Raw genomic sequence first — 16,393 nt, 5'->3', positions numbered from 1 at the left:
AGAGGTCAGCCCTTGAGGCCGGAGGCCGCCGCGCCGCGCACGAAGTAGCGCTGGGCGACGATGAAGACCACGAGGATCGGGACGAGCGACATCAGGGCTCCGGCGGTCACCAGCTGGTCGTTGCCGACGAACTGACCGCGCAGGCCCATCACCCCGATGGGGAGGGTCAGCTTCTCCGGGGAGATCAGGTAGACCGTCGGTTCGAGGACCGCGCCCCAGGACGTCATGAAGGTGAAGACGGCGAGCGTCGCCAGGGACGGCTTGACCAGCGGCAGGTGGATCCGGGTGAAGATCTTCCAGAGGCCGGCGCCGTCGAGGGCGGCGGCCTCCATGAAGTCGGTGGGGATGGCCAGGAACGCCTGGCGCATCAGGAAGATCCCGAAGGGGGTGGCGAGCCAGAACGGGACGATCAGCGGCAGGAAGGTGTCCAGCCACCCGAATTCGCGGAACATGATGAACGTCGGGATGATCGTCACCACCGTCGGCAGCATGAGCGTGGCGAGTGCGGCGGTCAGCAGAGCGTCGCGCAGCGGCAGGCGCATGCGGGCCATCGCGTGCCCGACCATCGCACTGCTGATCACGGCCCCGGCCGTCGCCAGTCCCGCGATGACGAAGCTGTTGATCGCGTACGACGCGAATGGGGCCCGGGCCCACACATCGGTGTAGTTCGACCAGACCGGCGGGTCGGGCAGCAGCGTCGGCGGGATGGCGATGAAGTCGGCGTAGGACTTGAGCGAGTTGAACAGGGACGTCACGAACGGCAGCAGCATGATCGCGGCGCCGGAGACGACGAACACGTAGGCCAGCAGGCGGCCGGGCCGCACCCGGCGCTGGAGAGCGCGGCTAGGCATAATGCACCCACTTCCGCTGCAGCCAGAGCTGGACGAGGGTGAGGACGAGGGTGATGCCGAACAGCACCCAGGCGACGGCGGCCGCATAGCCCATCTGGAAGTACTCGAAGCCCTGCCGGTACATGTACAGGACGGTCACCTCGCTGGCATCGCCCGGCCCGCCGCCCGTCATGACGTAGACCTGCTCGAAGGCCTGAAGGACCGAGATCGTCGACAGCACCAGGACCAGGAACGTCGTCCCGGACACGGCCGGCACGGTGATGTGCCGGAAGCGGCGGACGGGCCCGGCGCCGTCCATCTCGGCGGCCTCGTACAGCGACTTCGGAATGGACTGCAGCCCGGCCAGGAAGAGCACCATCATGTAGCCGACGCCCTTCCAGACCGCCACCAGGGCGAGGGTCGGGATGACCAGCGCGGGGCTGTCGAGCCAGTTCTGCGGGTCGACGCCGAACCAGCCGAGGACGGTGTTGGCCGAACCGGTGCGCGGGTTGAACACCGCGTCGGCGACGTAGGCGATGACCACCCAGGACGAGACGACCGGGACGAAATAGGCGCCGCGCAGCAACGGCATGAACGTCAACCGCTGGTTGAGGCCGACGGCCAGAACCAGCGCCAGGACCGTCTGCGCCGGCACGTACAGGAGGGCGAACAGGCCCGTGTTGAGCAGGCTGTTCCAGAAGTGCTCGTCCTTCAGCAGCCTGGCGTAGTTGTCCAGGCCGATCCAGTTCGGCGAGGAGACGGTGTCGTAGTCGGTGAAGCTGAGATAGCTCAGGGCCAGCACGGGCCAGGCCGTGAGCAGGACGAGGTGGGCCAGGTAGGGGGAGGCGAACAGGCTCGCCCACAACCTCTCGGCGACCTTTCCGGATCCGGTCGTGATCGTCACTTCTCGCCCCCCTTCCCGTTCCTTGATGTGCCGGGTCATCCGGCCGGCTTGAACCGGTCGACGACAGCCTGGGCGTCGGTCTGCGCGGTCTTCAGCGCGTCCTCGACCCCGGTCTGCTTCGACAGCGCGCTGGTGACCTGTTTGGTGATCGCGGCGGTGTACTCGCTCCACACCGGGCTCAGGCCGATGTCATCGGCGTCCGCGAGGGCGTCGGTGAAGGGCTTGCGGTCGGTGGGAGGCGTGCCGGGGTTGAGGAACGCCGGGGTCTGCGCGACCTTCTTGTTGATCGGGATGGCCTCGCCGGTGGACATCCACGCGGCCTGCGGCCCCTCGCCGGCGAAGAACTTGATCCACTTCCAGGCGGCCGCGGCCTTGGGCTCGGACGAGGCGCGGTTGACCACCCAGGAGTTGATGTTGGCGAGGTCGCCACGCTGCCCGTTCGGCCCCTTCGGCAGCGGTACGACCCCCATGTCGATCTTGCCCTGGGCCGCGGTCTGGATCCGGGCGTAGATGCCGAACTGCATCGCCACGATGCCGCTCGGGAACAGGATCTGGGACTTGCCCAGGGCTTCGGTGGTCACCGGGTCGGGGGCGACCTTCTCCTCATGCATCGCCCTGTTCATCCAGGTGAGGGCGTCGCGGCTCTGCGGGCTGTCGATCGCGATCCTCCCGTCGTCGGCGAGGACGTCACCGCCGAAGGCCTTGACCATCGGCCACCAGCTCTCCACGAAACTGGGCGAGTAGGCGCGGAAGCCGTAGATGTCGGTCTTGCCGTCGCCGTTGGTGTCCTGGGTGAGCTTCTTGGCCGCGGCGAGGAGGTCGTCATAGGTCCAGTCCGCGGTCGGCGGCTCCACCCCGGCCTTGGCGAAGATCGCCTTGTTGTAGAACAGCGCGGTGGACTGGGCGCCCTGCGGGAAGCCGAACAGGCGTCCCCGCGGGTCGCCCTTCTTGATGATGTCGATGCCGTAGTAGTCGGCGGGGTTGATGTCGGAGGCGTACGCGGTGAGGTCGCGCAGGCTGTTGCGGCCGCTGAACTCCTGGACGAGGACGCCGTCGGACAGCCATACGTCGGGTGCCTGGCCGCCGGCGAGCTGGGTGCGCAGGCGCTTGTAGAACTGGTCGTAGTCGGCGGACTCGATCTTCACCTCGATGCCGGGGTTGGCCTTGGTGAACTGGTCGACCAGCTTGCGCATCAGGCCGTCCGCGGGGCCGCCGACTTCGGCGTAGTAGCCGAGCGTCAGGGCGACCTTGCCGCCGGCCGTCTCGTCGCCGCCTCCGCCGCAGGCCGCGGTTGTGGTCAGGGTCAGGATCAGGGCCGTCCCGAGCGCGGCTATTTTGGAACGTTCTCTTTCAGGCATGGGGGTACCTGCTCTCCGTGGGGTGACGCGTCGTCTGAGGCGACGAAAAGGTCGTTCTGGGTGGCTAAGGAGTCGTGGGCGTCCCGCCGCAGGACCCTCGCACGACCAGCCGGGGCTGCAGTTCGATCCGGTGGGCCGGCGCGGCGGGGTCGTCGATGCGGCGCAGGAGCAGCTCCGCGGCCAGCGCTCCGACCTCCGGCTTCGGCGGGGCCACCGCGGTGAGCGGAGGGTCGGTCAGGTCGACGACGTCATCGTCGTAGGCGACGAGCGCCAGGTCCTCCGGTACCCGCAGGCCGAGCCTGCGCGCCTGGACGACGAGCGACGCGGCGTCGCGGTCGCCATGGCAGAACACGGCGCTCACGCGGTGGTCGCGGCAGTCCCGGGCGAAGGCGAGCAGTTCCTCGGCCGGCCACTCCGTGCGCCTGACGACCGCCTCGGCGACCCGTTCGACGCCCAAGGTCCGGATCGCGCGCTCGAATCCATCGGTGACGACGTCGGCCGTCCCCGTTCTGACCCGCCCGACGAAGCCGATCCTGGAGTGGCCGAGCCCGACCAGGTGCCGGACCGCGGCGTGGACGCCGCCCACATGGTTGGTGACGACGTAGGAGGTCGGGTCGTCCGGCTCCAGCACCGTCGGACGGCGTTCGACCAGCACGTACGGGACGGGCAGTTTGCGCAGGGCCTCGATGTGCGCCTGAGGGTCGTCCATGACGTTCAGGTTCGGCACGAGGATGAGCCCCTCGACTCCGCTGTCGAGAAGCCTGCGGGTCTGGGCGTGCTCCAGGCCGGGTTGATTCTCGGAGCTGGCGAGAATGACTCCGGCGCCGGCCGCGGTCAGCGCCCGCTCGATGCCTTCGATGACCCGCGGGTAGTAGTACGAGGTCGAGGGGACGAGCACGCCGATGAGCCTGCGGCCCGTCGGCGCGGGCCGGCTCGCCACGTAGGTGCCCGAACCCTGCCGCCGCACCACGACGCCTTCGTCCACGAGGATCCCCACCGCCCGGCGGACGGTGTTGACCCCGACGCCGAAGGTCGCGGCCAGCTCCCGCTCCGTCGGCAGCCGGCTGCCGACGGACCAGCCCTCGTCGGCGATCCGCTCCCGCAGTGCGGCCGCCACCTTTTCCGATTTCATTCCCTGAGAGAATGAATTTGATCCGATCGGCGGTGTCATGGCCGGAATCATGCCTGAGCAGAAAGAGACGGTCAAGAGTTGTCCAGCCGTTTATTTCGTGATTTCCTCCTGCCTATCACCCCTTCTGAGGTGCGACTTCATGGAATGAATTCATTCCTTTTCGAAGGAGGAAAGTGCCCGGCCCGAGAATGACCGTGGATTCGGTCGAATGCTTCGTCCTGCACCTGCCCGCGCTCCGCGACTTCAAGATCTCCGGTGGCACCGTCACCCGTGCGGGCGGCGCGCATGCCCGTGTCCTGGTCCGCGTCGGCGCGGACGGCCTGGCCGGGTGGGGCGAAGCCACTCCGGCCCCGACCTGGACCTACGAGACGACAGAGAGCATCGTCTCGACCATCCGCGGATACCTGACCCTCGCCCTGGTCGGCCATCCGGTCTGGGACCTCGACGGCGCGATCCGCCTCTTCGAGCGGGCCATCAGTCCCGGATACACCCTCGGTGCCCCGTTGGCCAAGGCGGCGGTCGACATGGCCCTGCACGATCTCGTCGGCCGGGCCCTGGGCGTCTCCATCGGCGAGCTCTGGGGCCAGCGCCGGGTTGACGAGATCCCTCTGGCCTGGATCGTGTCGGGCGCCGACCCCGAATCGGCGGCCAAGGAGACGGAAGAGGGCCTGGCGGCCGGATATCGGGCGTTCAAGACGAAGGTGGGCATCTCTTCGCCCGAACACGACGCCGAACGCGTGGCAGCGGTCCGCGCCCGCGCCCCCGACGCGCCACTCTGGATCGACGCCAACCAGGCCTACACCCTCGACCAGGCTCTCCGCCTGGCACGCGGTATCGAGCCGCTGGGGGTCAGTCTGCTCGAACAGCCGCTCCGGGCCAACGACCCGATCGGCCTGAGCCGGCTGCGCGACCGGAGCCCGATCCCGATCGCCCTCGACGAAAGCCTGGTCCACCCGTCCGACCTGGCCACCTTCATCCGTCTCGGCGCCCTCGACCTGGCCGTGGCCAAGGTCCAGCGAACGGGCGGCCTCCTGCTGTCGCGCCGCCTCTGCTCTCTGGCCGAGGACAGCGGCATCGGCCTCGTCGGCTCCGGTCTCACGGACTCCGCCCTGGGCCTGGCGGCCTCCCTCCATCTGTTCGCGGCGTTCGGCATCACCCACCCGGCCGACCTCAACGGCCCCCAGTTCGTCCGATCACCTTACGTACGCGGTCCAGACGTCGTGATCAGCGACGGCACCGCTCACGTGCCCTCCGGTCCCGGCCTGGGCGTGGAGGTCGACGAGGAGGCGGTCCGGGCCCTGGCCGTCCCTCAACCGGCTTGGTCATAGGCCGTACGGGAGCGTCCGCGCGCTGCCCCGGCCGGGCCGCATCGCCCACGATCTCTTCGTCGTCCACATCCGCCCTGGTCAACCGCCATCCCAGAGGACCATCGGAGGACAAGGACCGGGACTTTCGGCCCTACTGCGGCCGCCGGAGCCCCGACAGCATGGAGCGAGGGGGATCCGGCTGGAGGCGGATATGAACGGGAAACATGCCAATCCAGGCCTATATAAGGAACATTTCCAACTTTCCGAGCAGGCGGTGAACGGCGCCGCGAAGATCATGGTCAGTGGAGAGGTCGACCTGGCTGCGGCGCTGCCTCTGCAGGAACTGCTCGTCGGCACGATGAACGGCCCGAGCTCGACCACCGAGGTCGACCTGGGCGACGTGTCGTTCATGGACGCGTCAGGCCTCACAGCGCTCATCCGGGCCGATACCAAGGCCCGAGACGTCGGCGGACAGCTGCATCTGTCCCATGTTCCCGATCGCGTCTTCCGCCTCCTCAGGATCTTCGATCTTGATCAACGATTCTCCATCCTGACCTGATCACCTGTGTGACAAGCGGCTCGCCCACCGTGCGAGTGCGCGCCAGGTGACGCGATCGAGACCGCAGCGTCGTGAGTCCCACAATGCCCCACCAGGCGCGGCTGCGGGTTGTCCGCGTTTCGTGGTGGGATGCTCCGTTATGAGATCACTGAAAGGCGCAGTGATAGGGCTCATGGTCGGGGCGGCCGTGGCCTTGATCTACGCCGATACGATCGCACAGGAGCACGAGCTCGGCACGATGCTCAACAGTGCGCTGATGCTCTTGGTTCCTTTCCCGATCGGTGCGGCGGGCGCGGCGCTGCTGCGGATGCCGCGCTGGGGTGCCGTGGCGGTCGCCGGGGCGATCGCGACGCCCGTACTGGGATCGGCGCTGATGCGGGTCATCCCCGACTTCTACCTCTTCGGCTTCGACGAGATGTGGACCACTGGGGTATGGGTCGTCGCCGGAGTGCTCGGGTACGTGGCGGCAGCCTGGTGGGCCCGCGACCGGTGGGTGGCGATCACGGTCACCGGCGTGCTTTTGTCAGTGCACGTGATCTCGGGCCAGGTGCGGGATCCGCTGAACGAGTGGCAGGAGGCCCTGGCCTTCCGGCGGTCCGGCATCCCGCTGCTCGCACCGGAGATGCCGGGCTACTCCATCATGCGAGCCGAGCTGTGGACCGGCGAGGAGGACGGGACGGCGATCCTGCTCGAGTACACGCGCCCGGACCGGACGGAGGTCCAGGTTTTCCTCCGTCCTGCCACGGCCGCCACGCCGAAGACCGCGTGCGGCTCGCCTTTCCCTGTCCTCATATGGGGCACAGACGGCGTCTCCTGCACCCGGTCAGAGGGTGACCGGTGGAATCGTGAGGACTCGAGCGGGGAGGTCGCGGCGTTCGCCTGGCACGGGAGCGCCCTGGTCCAGGCTTCCGGCATGGCCATGACCCCTCAGGAGCTGTTCGCGCTCCTCGACAGCCTGCGTCCCATCACGGCCGCCCGGCTCGCCCGGGTGTAACCGGTTGTCATGCGGCCTGGGTTGCCGCCGTCCACGTCCATGACCGGGCGTTTGGGTCACCTCGGTCCGGCAGAGCCGTGCGCGGCTTTCGGGAGTGCCAGCATCACGAGCGCCGTGATCAGGTAAAGCGCGGCGGAGGCGATCAGGACGATGCTGAGCGCGTGACCGTAGTCGGGCAGCACCGGTGCTCCGGTGGCTGAACCGGTGACGGAAGTGAAGAAGATCGTGCCGAGCACGGCGATGCCGACGGCGCCGCCGATCTGGTTGACGGTGGAGAGCACCCCGCCCGCGGCGCCCGCGTTGCGTCCGGGGACGCCGGCGAGGACGACGTTGACGAGAATGGGTGCGGCGAGGCCGAGCCCGAGGCCACCGATGAAGAGCGCGAGGGCGAGGGGCCAGTATCCGGGATCGTTGCCGTCCTTGACGATGTACCACAGGACGAGCTGAGAGGCCGCGATGGTGAGCGAGCCGGCGATCAGGAGCGTTCTGCCCGCCTTGGCGGCGAGAGCGACGCCGAGGCCGGAGGTGATGATCGAGCCGAGCGCGTACGGGAGGATCACCAGGCCGGTCTCCCATGCGGTTCGGCCGGTTCCGTTCTGGAGGTAGACCGAGAGGGTGAGGAAGTACGACCCGATGCCGCCGAAGAAGAGCACCGAAGCGCTCAGGCCGACTGCGAAGGCGCGGATTCTCAGCAGGGCCGGGTCGAAGACAGGTTCGTCTCCGCGTTCGGTGAGGCGGCGCTCGTGGGCGAGGAAGATCGCGAGCACGATGATTCCGGCTGCGAGGAGGGCGGAGCCGGCCCAGGTCCATCCCCATGTCCCGGTCTGGATGATCGGCAGCAGCAGGAGAAGGATGCCCGTGGCCGCGAGGAGCGCGCCGGGGAGGTCCGGTCGCGCGGTCGAGGCGGAACGGGACTCCGGCAGGACCTTCGCACCGATGATGAGCGCCATGACCGAGACGGGCACGTTGATCCAGAAGATCGTGCGCCAGCCCAGGTCGAACAGGTCGATGTCGACGAGCAGCCCGCCCAGCAGCGGGCCGGCGACCGAGGCGAGGCCCTGGACCGCTCCGTAGGCGCCGAACGCCTTGGCACGCTCGCTCGGAGCGAATGATGCCCGGATGATCCCGAACACCTGCGGGACCATGATCCCGGCGGTCAGTCCCTGCCCGGCCCGCATGCCGATGAGCATCCCCGGATCGACGGCCAGCGCGCACAGCGCCGAGGTGACCATGAACCCGGCCAGCCCGATCATGAACAGCCGCTTGCGGCCATACTGATCACCGAGCCGTCCCCCGGTGATCAGGCCTGCGCCCAGGGCGAGGGTGTAGGCGGCGATCGTCCACTGGATCTGAGCGTCGCCGGCGCCCAGATCTTGGGCTATCGCCGGGGCCGCGACGGTGACGATCGTCGCGTCGAGAAGGTCCATGAAGGAACCGAAGAGCACCACCAACAGCGCCATGGTCGCGCCTGTCGGAGATGCCTCAGTGGTGAGGGTGCCCTCTCGGGGGCTCGGTGAATCGGTCATGCCGGTCACCATGGCGGGCATAGTTGCCATCGAGTGACCGCTATCGGTGGGAGAATCGGACAATCATGGCTGCCACCTCCGCGCGGACGCTCAAGCTGCTGTCCATCTTCGGGATCGGTGCGACCCTGACCGCCGAGGAGCTCGCCACCCGGCTCGGAACGTCTGTGAGAACCGTGCGTCGCGATATCGATACGCTCCGGGATCTCGGGTACGAGATCGAGGCCGTCCGCGGATCGGGTGGCGGATATCGGCTCGGTCGTGCTACCCGCCTGCCGCCGGTCGTCTTCGATGAGGACCAGGCCGTCGCCACGGCCGTCGCGCTCCAGACCGTGCCGACGGTCCTCTCCGGCATCCGCGAGAACGCGGCCCGTGCTCTCGCCACGCTGCACCAGGCGATGCCCGCGCGCAGCCGCGTGCACGCCGAAGCGTTCACCGTCCTTACGGCCCGCAACTACTGGGAGTTTCCCGCGCCACCGATCGATGCCGAGATCGTCCGCGCCGTCGGCAGCGCGATCAACCGGCAACACCTCGTTCGCGTGGACTACACCGGTGACGGCGAACCCGTCACGCTCACGCTGGAGCCACACGACCTCGTGGTCTGGGCCGCACGCTGGTACCTGGTCGCCTTCGGCCCGGATGCGGACCGATGGCGCGCGATGCGCATGGATCGCATCGAACCACACATGCCCACGCACACCCCCTTCGACCGACGTGATATCCCGCACGGCGATCCCGTCGCCTTCGTCATGACCGCACACGACCGCGGAGACGCCGCCGCCGAATGGCCATGCCGCGGCTCAGCCATCCTCGCCCTGCCCGCCTCCACCGTCGCCCGGTTCGCCCCCGGCGGATCAACAGTCGGGTACGTCACCGAAACCACGTGCCGGCTCACCCTCGGCGCATGGTCATGGCCAGGACTGGCAGGACTGCTCCTCACCTTCGACGCCGACATCACCGACATCGAACCGGCCGAACTCAGGCAGGCCCTGCGCTCCGTGCGCACCCGCATCACCAAGGCGATCCGACCCGACCGACCTCACCAGTGATCTCACAGAGGGACATGCCAGCGTAGCCGCGTGCCTTTCCCGTCCGGGCCCGGACTCTCCAGCTCGGCGGCGCCGCCCAGGCGGCCTGCCCGTTCCTCGATGTTGCGCAGGCCGCTTCGTCGTCCGCCCTCCCCCAGGCCGACGCCGTTGTCGGAGACCACGAGGGTGACGCCGTCTCTCGACACCTCGGCCGAGACGTCGGCGCGGGTGGCGTGGGAGTGGCGTACGACATTGGACAGGGCCTCGCGCAGGACGGCCAGCAACTGCTCGGCGACGCCTTCGGGCACCAGCGTGTCGATCTGACCTTCCATCCGCAGGCCCGGCATGAACCCCAGATGGCTTCCGGCGCCCTCCACCAGGTCCACGATCTGTCCCCGCAGGCTGGGCGCGGCCTGGTCGTGGGAGACCTGGAGGGCGAAGATGGACGAGCGGATCTGCCTGATCGTCTCGTCCAGCTCGTCGATGCCGCGCTGCAGCCGTTTGGCCGCCTCCGGATGGTCCACCAGCCGCACCGTGCTCATGAACGTCATCGCGGTCGCGAACAACCGCTGGATCACCACATCGTGCAGGTCCTTGGCGATCCGGTCGCGGTCCTCCAGCAGGCCGAGCCGCTCCGCGTCCCGGCGCGCCTCGGCCAGTTCCAGGGCGATCGCCGCCTGGCCCGCGAAGGCATGCAGCATCTGCCGGTCCGCGGCGCTGAACGGCAGCCGCCCGTCCCGCTTGGCCAGCGCGAGCACCCCGCGCACTTTCGGCGGGGCGCCGAGCGGGATCATGAGCCCGGGGCCGTAGCCCAGCCGCCGCAGCGGCGAGTCCAGGTACGGAGCGCTCTGCAGGTCCGCGTCGGTCAGCGGCTCCCCCTGGGCGAACGCGTCGCCGGCGAGCGTGGCCGACATCTCGAAGGCGGTTCCCAGCATTTCCTCGGCGCCCTCTCCTTCCACGACCTGCGCACGCAGCGAGTCGCCGGCCGGGTCCGGCAGCAGCACCTGGACGAGGTCGGCGTCACTCATCTGGCGGGCGCGGGCGGCCACCACGGCGAGCACCTGACCCGGCTCGGCGCCGGACAGCAGGCTCGTGGTCACCTCCGAAGAGGCCTGCAGCCAGGTCTCGCGCCGCCGCGACTCCTCGTACAGGCGGGCGTTCTCGACGGCGACGCCGGCCGCGGTGGCCAGCGCGATCACGATCGCCTCGTCCTCCTCGTCGAACTCGCCACCGCCGCGCTTCTCGGTCAGGTAGAGGTTGCCGAACACCTCGTCACGCACCCGTACGGGGACGCCGAGGAAGGTGCCCATCGGCGGGTGGCCGGCCGGGAAGCCGTACGACTCCGGGTGATCCGAGATGCGGCGCAGCCGCAGCGGCCGGGCGTCCTTGATCAGTAACCCGAGCAGGCCGAGCCCATGCGGCCAGTGCTCGATACGAGCGATCTCCTCCTCGCTCAGCCCGACCGGGATGAACTGGATGAGGGTGTTCTCCTGGCCCACCACGCCGAGCGCGCCGTAGCCGGCGTCGACCAGCTTGGTCGCGGTCTCCACGATGCGCCGCAGCACCGTTTCCAGGTCGAGGTCGCTGCCCACGGACACGACGGCCTCGAGCAGCGCGTGCACCCGATCCCGGGTGGCCAGCACGGCGTTGAGCCTTACCTGCAGCTCGGCCAGCAGCTCATCGAGCCGCATGTGCGGCATCAACGGACGGTGCTCGCTTTCCATATCGATCAGTCTGGCATCCCACAAAAACGCTTCCTACCCTCCGTTCCCGGTGTCCCCAGGCCACCTTCCGGCCTCCGACGTCAGGGCCACCCGGATCATGGACGAGAGCGGTGTCGAACGGCCGGTCACCGTCGTCGCCGGCCGCCGGGACCTGCACGACGATGACGAGACCAGGCGCCGCACGCCCTCATCCGGGGACGGTGGCAGGGACCAGTTCGTAGCCGGTGATGATCTGCGGACGGATGCGGATCACCTGGTCCAGCTGCCCCATCACCCAGGGCTTGATCATGGACTTGAGCCGGGCCGCCTCACCGGGATCCTGCACGAGCTGGGCGAAACCGGTGACGACCACGTTCCAGCCGAGGCGTTCCTCGACGTCCAGTTCGTCCGCTTCGAAGGCCACCACGGCTTGGAACGCCGCCACCTCCGCGCTCAGGATGGTCCCCGCGCTGGAGCGGATGACGATCTGCCCGTCGGCGACGACGTGATTCACCGGCCGTACGGCCGGAAGCGCGTGCCGCGTGAAGATGACACGTCCGAGCGGCACGCCGGCCAGCCGTCGCAGTGAGTCCGCCGCGGACAGTTCCTTGAGGTTGCGGCCGTTCATCCCACCAGACCGCCTGTCGTCCTGTAGGTCACCGCGACAGCCTGCTGTACGGGCTAGGCCAGGAATAGGGTCCAACGTCCCTTCTTGACGCTTCTTCTCCGGACTTCCGCCGCCGCAGTGCGATGAGCCCGTGGGGAGGTTGCCCGCGTGACCGGCCCAGCCCGGAAGCGGGTGCCGGCACGCATCCGCCCGCCCCTTCGGTGTAGCGGCCGATCGCGTACGCCCACCGCGGCATGGCGTGCGCCACCCTCGACGATCGATCGCCTCGGGTGCGCCCGGCTAGGGACTTTGGCCTCTTTGTGATCGTGGATCGTGTGACTAGCGTCGGGCACATGATTCGTGTGTTTCTCCTTGACGACCATGAGGTCGTACGGCGTGGGGTCGCCGCCTTGCTGGACTCCGAGGATGACATCGAGGTCATCGGCGAGGCCGGCTCGGCCGAGTCGGCCATCGCCCGCATCCCCGCGCTCAAGCCCGACGTCGCGGTGCTGGACGTGCGGTTACCGGATGGCAACGGCGTAGACGTGTGCCGAGAGGTCCGTTCCCGGGTGCCCGGGCTGGCGTGCCTGATGCTGACGTCGTTCGCCGACGACGACGCGCTGTTCGACGCGGTGATGGCCGGGGCGTCCGGCTACGTGCTCAAGCAGATCCACGGCTCCGACCTGGTCGGCGCCGTACGCACGGTCGCCTCGGGACAGTCCCTGCTCGACCCGCAGACCACCGCCGCCATGCTGCAACGCCTGCGCGACCAGGCCGCCCGCAAGGACCCCCTCGCCGCCCTGACGGAACAGGAACGCCACATCCTCGACCTGATCGGCGAAGGCCTGACCAACCGGCAGATCGGCGAACGACTGTTCCTGGCCGAGAAGACGGTCAAGAACTACGTCTCCAACCTGCTGGCCAAGCTCAACATGCAACGCCGCACCCAGGCCGCCGCCCTGTCCGCCCGCCTGCGGGCCTACAAGCCAGAATGATCACTTCAGCGTGCCTGAGCAGACGTCAGTCACGCCCCCTGGCCGCAGCGGATGCTGTTCTACGAGCCGCCAATGGCCGGGCCGAACAGTCGACCCATGACTGCCGAGTGGCACGCCCTTGGCCTGCTCACACGTAACGGCTGCGGGCGTTCCACCTTCGATGTCGCTGAACGACACCCGCAACCGCTGGGTGCCGACTGGCCAATCGACCTCGACGTGCTCGATCCACCATCTGGTGTCAGGCTGAGTACGTTCGATTCTTTGCGCCTTGGAGGTTTGATGCGTGCAGGCGTCGTGGTCACCGCACACCCCGGTGTGGAGGACCTCGCTGTACAGGCCGAGGAGTTGGGCCTGCACAGTTTCTGGCTCAACGACACCCCGATGGTCCACGGCGACCCCTTCATCGCCCTGGCACTGTGCGCGAAGGCCACCAGCCGCATCAGGCTCGGCATCGGCGTGACCTCACCGGCGCTGCGCTCGGCCCCGGCCGCCGCGAGCGCGTTCGCCAGCCTCAACGCCCTGGCACCAGGCCGGATCATCTGCGGGATCGGCACCGGAAACACCGCCCGGCGCACCCTGGGCATGCGGCCGACCACAGCAGCCACGATGGAGAACTTCACCACCGCACTGCAGAACCTGTGCGCCGGACGCACCATCGAGTACCGCGAAGGCGACCGAGTCCGCAACGTCCGATTCCTGCACACCGGGGCGCACGCGAACACGGCCGACCCGATCGAGTTCGTCGTGGCCGCGCTAGGACCGAAGGCCGCCGCCGTCGCCGGCCGCCGCGGCACCGGCCTGATCTCCTTCGGCCTGCTGGACCCCACCGCCTGGCAAGCACTTCATGACGCCCGCCGCCACGCCGCTCACGACACGCCACGCGACCCCGACTCCCGCATGGACTCCTACGTGGTCACCGCGCTGCACATACTCGACGAGGACGAGGACCCCCGCGGCGACGCGGCCCGGGACGCAACGGGCCACATCGTCCTGTCGCTGCTGGCCTTCGCCGCCGACACCGCCGCCGACGCACACGCTTTCGCCGACCAACTCGGCCCCGAGGAACGCGAGGCGGTGCGGCGACTCCTCGACCGGCGCGGCACCACCGCCACCGCACCCGACCGGCACACCAAGCTCTACCCCAACTACCTCGAACGCATCGCACCGGAGGACCGGGACCTGATCCTGCCCTCACTGATGGACACCCTGGCCCTGGTCGGCACCCACAACGACCTCCGCGCCCGCATCACCACCCTGGAACAGGCCGGCATCGACGAACTGCTCATCCAGCCGGTGATCGACCCACCAACAGAGATGGCCCAGCTCGCGGAACTCCTCACCTGAGCGGACCCGCCAACCGTGCGCACGCGGTTCACCGACAACAAGACCTGAACAACTTCAGCCGAACCCGTTCGGATCAACATGACGGGCCGCAGGCCAGCACGTGTCCCTCCCGCCAACCTCATCCGGAAGGGACATCGGCAGAGCGGGCGGCGCAGCCGGCGGGCGCTGCTGAGCACTGACAGCGAGGACAGAGCCACTGCGGCGGCCGGTAGAACGGTCCGCAGGGCCGACTGGCGAGTCAGGACCGAGTGCGTGACCCGTCCACGAGGTGCGGCTCAGCTCGCGGGCAAAGCGGTGGCCAGCAGGACGACACCGAGCGACCCCACCAGTGAGGCCACTGCCATGGTCCGCGCCAGCCGGGGACGGGCGGCGCTCGAGGCCCAGCCGTGGAGAGCGGCGGCCGACCGCGGTCAGCACCTCGGCCCGTGGTTGATCCTCCAGCAGGCGACGGGCCAGGGGCAGCACCACCAGCGACACCGTGAGCTGCCCGCCGACCCACAACGCCGCGGACAACACGTGCAGGAACCGGACCATCGTCCACCAGGTCATCGTCGTCCGCGCCTCCTTCGGCTTCTCGCATCCTGAAGCCCACCGTCGGCATGGTCGGGCCATGGTACAGCCACGTCGGTGCGTGAGCCCCGCGTGGCCGCACCACGGGGGACCACATCGCGCGCCCCTTTACAATGTAGATCAACTACTTGCGGCCAAGCGGGCGAGCCGCGCCCTCTTGACGACGCGTTCGCCACCGACGCGGTGCTCCACGACCGCGAAGAACTCTCCGAACAACTCCGCCCCGAACGAGATCAAACGCATGGCCGCCGCCTATGACCACGAGGCCACCAGCACACCTGAGGCCGCTTGATGGCCCTACTTCGCCTACCTGGCCGCGCCCGCGACCGCCTAGGCATGATCGCCTTCGCCATCTCGACCGCCAACTCCCCCACGGCGGCGGCGCGAGATCGGCACATATCCGACAAAGACCAACATGCGCAATAAATTCAATGAATGACAATCCTTACCACTTTTGTCGCAACATCTTTACCTTTTCCTTATAACGCCGAAGATGCGCCACAGGCGGCACTGGGAATGTAGAACCCGATCACCGCCGGTGATCTATTTTTTCACTTCCCAAGTGCAACCAACGGATAAATTATGCGATTTCATCGACGAAGCGCTGTACTCGCTGCCGCGATATGCGCGCTGGCCGGCACCCAAAGCGGCGTGGCCGCGCATGCTGACAATGCCGACCCGTCAGCAACCCAGTTCGTCCAACCCATAGCCTTCCGCCCCACGGCGCCTCCGGACAAAAGCGAGACCGAAAACGGGATCACGCAGAGCAGCGGCCAGGTATGCGGATCACCGTACATAACCGGCGACCCGGATCTGGGACCGAAACTCCTGCCCCAGACCGGCTATATCAGCAATCTCCTGCGTGGCTACGTGCCGTTGGGCGGTCTGAGTCCCCAGCATTTCCTCGGGCGCTACTGGGACTACGTCGTGAACAACTATCGTTTCCCGCCCGACTCCGGATTCGCCCGTTCCGGCGATTATCCCAACGGCAGACTGCTGCTCAAGACGACGTTTCTCCAGCCTGGCATGAGACTCGACCGTTTCGGCGGCTACACCGGGTCATTCTTGGCGCCACTGGGCGACCTGTACACCAGGCGCGCGTTGCCACCGCGGAATCTCAACACCAACCCGCAGGATCCCGAGCACCTGTGCAATTATCATGCGTTCCGGGTGCTCAAGTCGTTCCGCGTCGACGTGGGCCCGGCGGCGCCCGCCTTCGAGCAACCAGGCGGCGGCACGCAATATCACGTGCTCAGCAAATACATTCCCGAAGCTCCTCAGACAAGCGACGAAGTCCCGATCAGCTGGCTGCTGCAGAACGGTTATCTGGAAGAGATCGAGCCGGTCATCCTGACCGACCTCAGGACCGGCTCTCCCATCACCAAAAACGGCACGGTAAGCAACCAGACCACCGCCATAAGCCATCGGACCACTAGCGACAAGGCCGGCGGGCTGCAGCTGAGCCGAACAACCGCCGGAAAAACGTGACGGGGAAAGCTCTCCTGTCCGCTGAGGCCGGGCAGGCACCGGCAGCACTCG

General features: G+C 68.2%; 15 protein-coding genes. 7 read left to right on the top strand and 8 right to left on the bottom strand.

Going from position 1 to position 16,393, the window contains the following annotated elements:
- Window positions 1–5: 5 nt before the first annotated feature.
- From ACIHFD_RS34410 to ACIHFD_RS34395, 4 genes are all read right to left on the bottom strand, one after another.
- Window positions 6–851: a carbohydrate ABC transporter permease gene (locus ACIHFD_RS34410; RefSeq protein WP_397370476.1), complete on the bottom strand. Its 846-nt coding sequence runs from the start codon at window positions 849–851 to the stop codon at window positions 6–8.
- Entirely contained in the window at window positions 844–1,734 is an 891-nt protein-coding gene (locus ACIHFD_RS34405; RefSeq protein ID WP_397370475.1) for a carbohydrate ABC transporter permease, read from the bottom strand. The genes ACIHFD_RS34410 and ACIHFD_RS34405 overlap by 8 nt, the downstream gene beginning before the upstream one ends.
- Window positions 1,735–1,769: 35 nt before the next feature.
- Window positions 1,770–3,092: an ABC transporter substrate-binding protein gene (locus tag ACIHFD_RS34400; protein ID WP_397370474.1), complete on the bottom strand. Its 1,323-nt coding sequence runs from the start codon at window positions 3,090–3,092 to the stop codon at window positions 1,770–1,772.
- 64 nt (window positions 3,093–3,156) lie between these two features.
- Window positions 3,157–4,224: a GntR family transcriptional regulator gene (locus ACIHFD_RS34395; RefSeq protein WP_397370473.1), complete on the bottom strand. Its 1,068-nt coding sequence runs from the start codon at window positions 4,222–4,224 to the stop codon at window positions 3,157–3,159.
- 188 nt (window positions 4,225–4,412) lie between these two features.
- Between ACIHFD_RS34395 and ACIHFD_RS34390 the strand changes: the two genes are divergently transcribed.
- The 3 genes from ACIHFD_RS34390 (at window position 4,413) to ACIHFD_RS34380 (ending at window position 7,084) form a co-directional block, all read left to right on the top strand.
- Complete coding sequence (locus ACIHFD_RS34390; protein WP_397370472.1) at window positions 4,413–5,552, top strand: mandelate racemase/muconate lactonizing enzyme family protein; 1,140 nt, start codon at window positions 4,413–4,415, stop codon at window positions 5,550–5,552.
- A gap of 190 nt (window positions 5,553–5,742) precedes the next feature.
- Window positions 5,743–6,090: an STAS domain-containing protein gene (locus ACIHFD_RS34385; protein WP_397370471.1), complete on the top strand. Its 348-nt coding sequence runs from the start codon at window positions 5,743–5,745 to the stop codon at window positions 6,088–6,090.
- A 139-nt stretch (window positions 6,091–6,229) separates the two neighbouring features.
- Window positions 6,230–7,084 carry a hypothetical protein gene (locus ACIHFD_RS34380; protein WP_397370470.1) on the top strand — a complete coding sequence of 285 codons (855 nt, stop codon included), beginning with the start codon at window positions 6,230–6,232 and terminating at the stop codon, window positions 7,082–7,084.
- A gap of 56 nt (window positions 7,085–7,140) precedes the next feature.
- Here the strand turns inward: ACIHFD_RS34380 and ACIHFD_RS34375 are convergent, their stop codons facing one another.
- Window positions 7,141–8,610 carry an MFS transporter gene (locus tag ACIHFD_RS34375; protein WP_397370469.1) on the bottom strand — a complete coding sequence of 490 codons (1,470 nt, stop codon included), beginning with the start codon at window positions 8,608–8,610 and terminating at the stop codon, window positions 7,141–7,143.
- A gap of 65 nt (window positions 8,611–8,675) precedes the next feature.
- Between ACIHFD_RS34375 and ACIHFD_RS34370 the strand changes: the two genes are divergently transcribed.
- A complete protein-coding gene (locus ACIHFD_RS34370) occupies window positions 8,676–9,656 on the top strand; it encodes a helix-turn-helix transcriptional regulator (protein WP_397370468.1) in 981 nt (326 codons plus the stop codon).
- A 2-nt stretch (window positions 9,657–9,658) separates the two neighbouring features.
- Here ACIHFD_RS34370 and ACIHFD_RS34365 read toward each other — a convergent pair whose 3' ends face one another.
- Window positions 9,659–11,359: a GAF domain-containing protein gene (locus ACIHFD_RS34365; protein ID WP_397370467.1), complete on the bottom strand. Its 1,701-nt coding sequence runs from the start codon at window positions 11,357–11,359 to the stop codon at window positions 9,659–9,661.
- Window positions 11,360–11,546: 187 nt separating this feature from the next.
- The gene (locus ACIHFD_RS34360) at window positions 11,547–11,966 is read right to left on the bottom strand and encodes a pyridoxamine 5'-phosphate oxidase family protein (RefSeq protein WP_397370466.1); all 420 of its coding nucleotides are present in this window, start codon (window positions 11,964–11,966) and stop codon (window positions 11,547–11,549) included.
- 332 nt (window positions 11,967–12,298) lie between these two features.
- On the opposite strand from ACIHFD_RS34360, the gene ACIHFD_RS34355 reads away from it, so the two are divergent.
- Both ACIHFD_RS34355 and ACIHFD_RS34350 read left to right on the top strand, forming a co-directional pair.
- Window positions 12,299–12,940 carry a response regulator transcription factor gene (locus ACIHFD_RS34355; RefSeq protein WP_350735980.1) on the top strand — a complete coding sequence of 214 codons (642 nt, stop codon included), beginning with the start codon at window positions 12,299–12,301 and terminating at the stop codon, window positions 12,938–12,940.
- A 279-nt stretch (window positions 12,941–13,219) separates the two neighbouring features.
- Complete coding sequence (locus ACIHFD_RS34350; protein ID WP_397370465.1) at window positions 13,220–14,284, top strand: LLM class flavin-dependent oxidoreductase; 1,065 nt, start codon at window positions 13,220–13,222, stop codon at window positions 14,282–14,284.
- A 690-nt stretch (window positions 14,285–14,974) separates the two neighbouring features.
- On the opposite strand, the gene ACIHFD_RS34345 is transcribed toward ACIHFD_RS34350, so the two are convergent.
- Window positions 14,975–15,097: a hypothetical protein gene (locus ACIHFD_RS34345; protein WP_397370464.1), complete on the bottom strand. Its 123-nt coding sequence runs from the start codon at window positions 15,095–15,097 to the stop codon at window positions 14,975–14,977.
- A 339-nt stretch (window positions 15,098–15,436) separates the two neighbouring features.
- Between ACIHFD_RS34345 and ACIHFD_RS34340 the strand changes: the two genes are divergently transcribed.
- Window positions 15,437–16,342: a TNT domain-containing protein gene (locus ACIHFD_RS34340; RefSeq protein ID WP_397370463.1), complete on the top strand. Its 906-nt coding sequence runs from the start codon at window positions 15,437–15,439 to the stop codon at window positions 16,340–16,342.
- Window positions 16,343–16,393 lie beyond the last annotated feature (51 nt).

It is taken from the genome of Nonomuraea sp. NPDC051941, assembly GCF_044593615.1.
The sequence above is the reverse complement of the archived record's forward strand: the minus strand, read 5'-3'. Positions and strand labels throughout refer to the sequence as shown.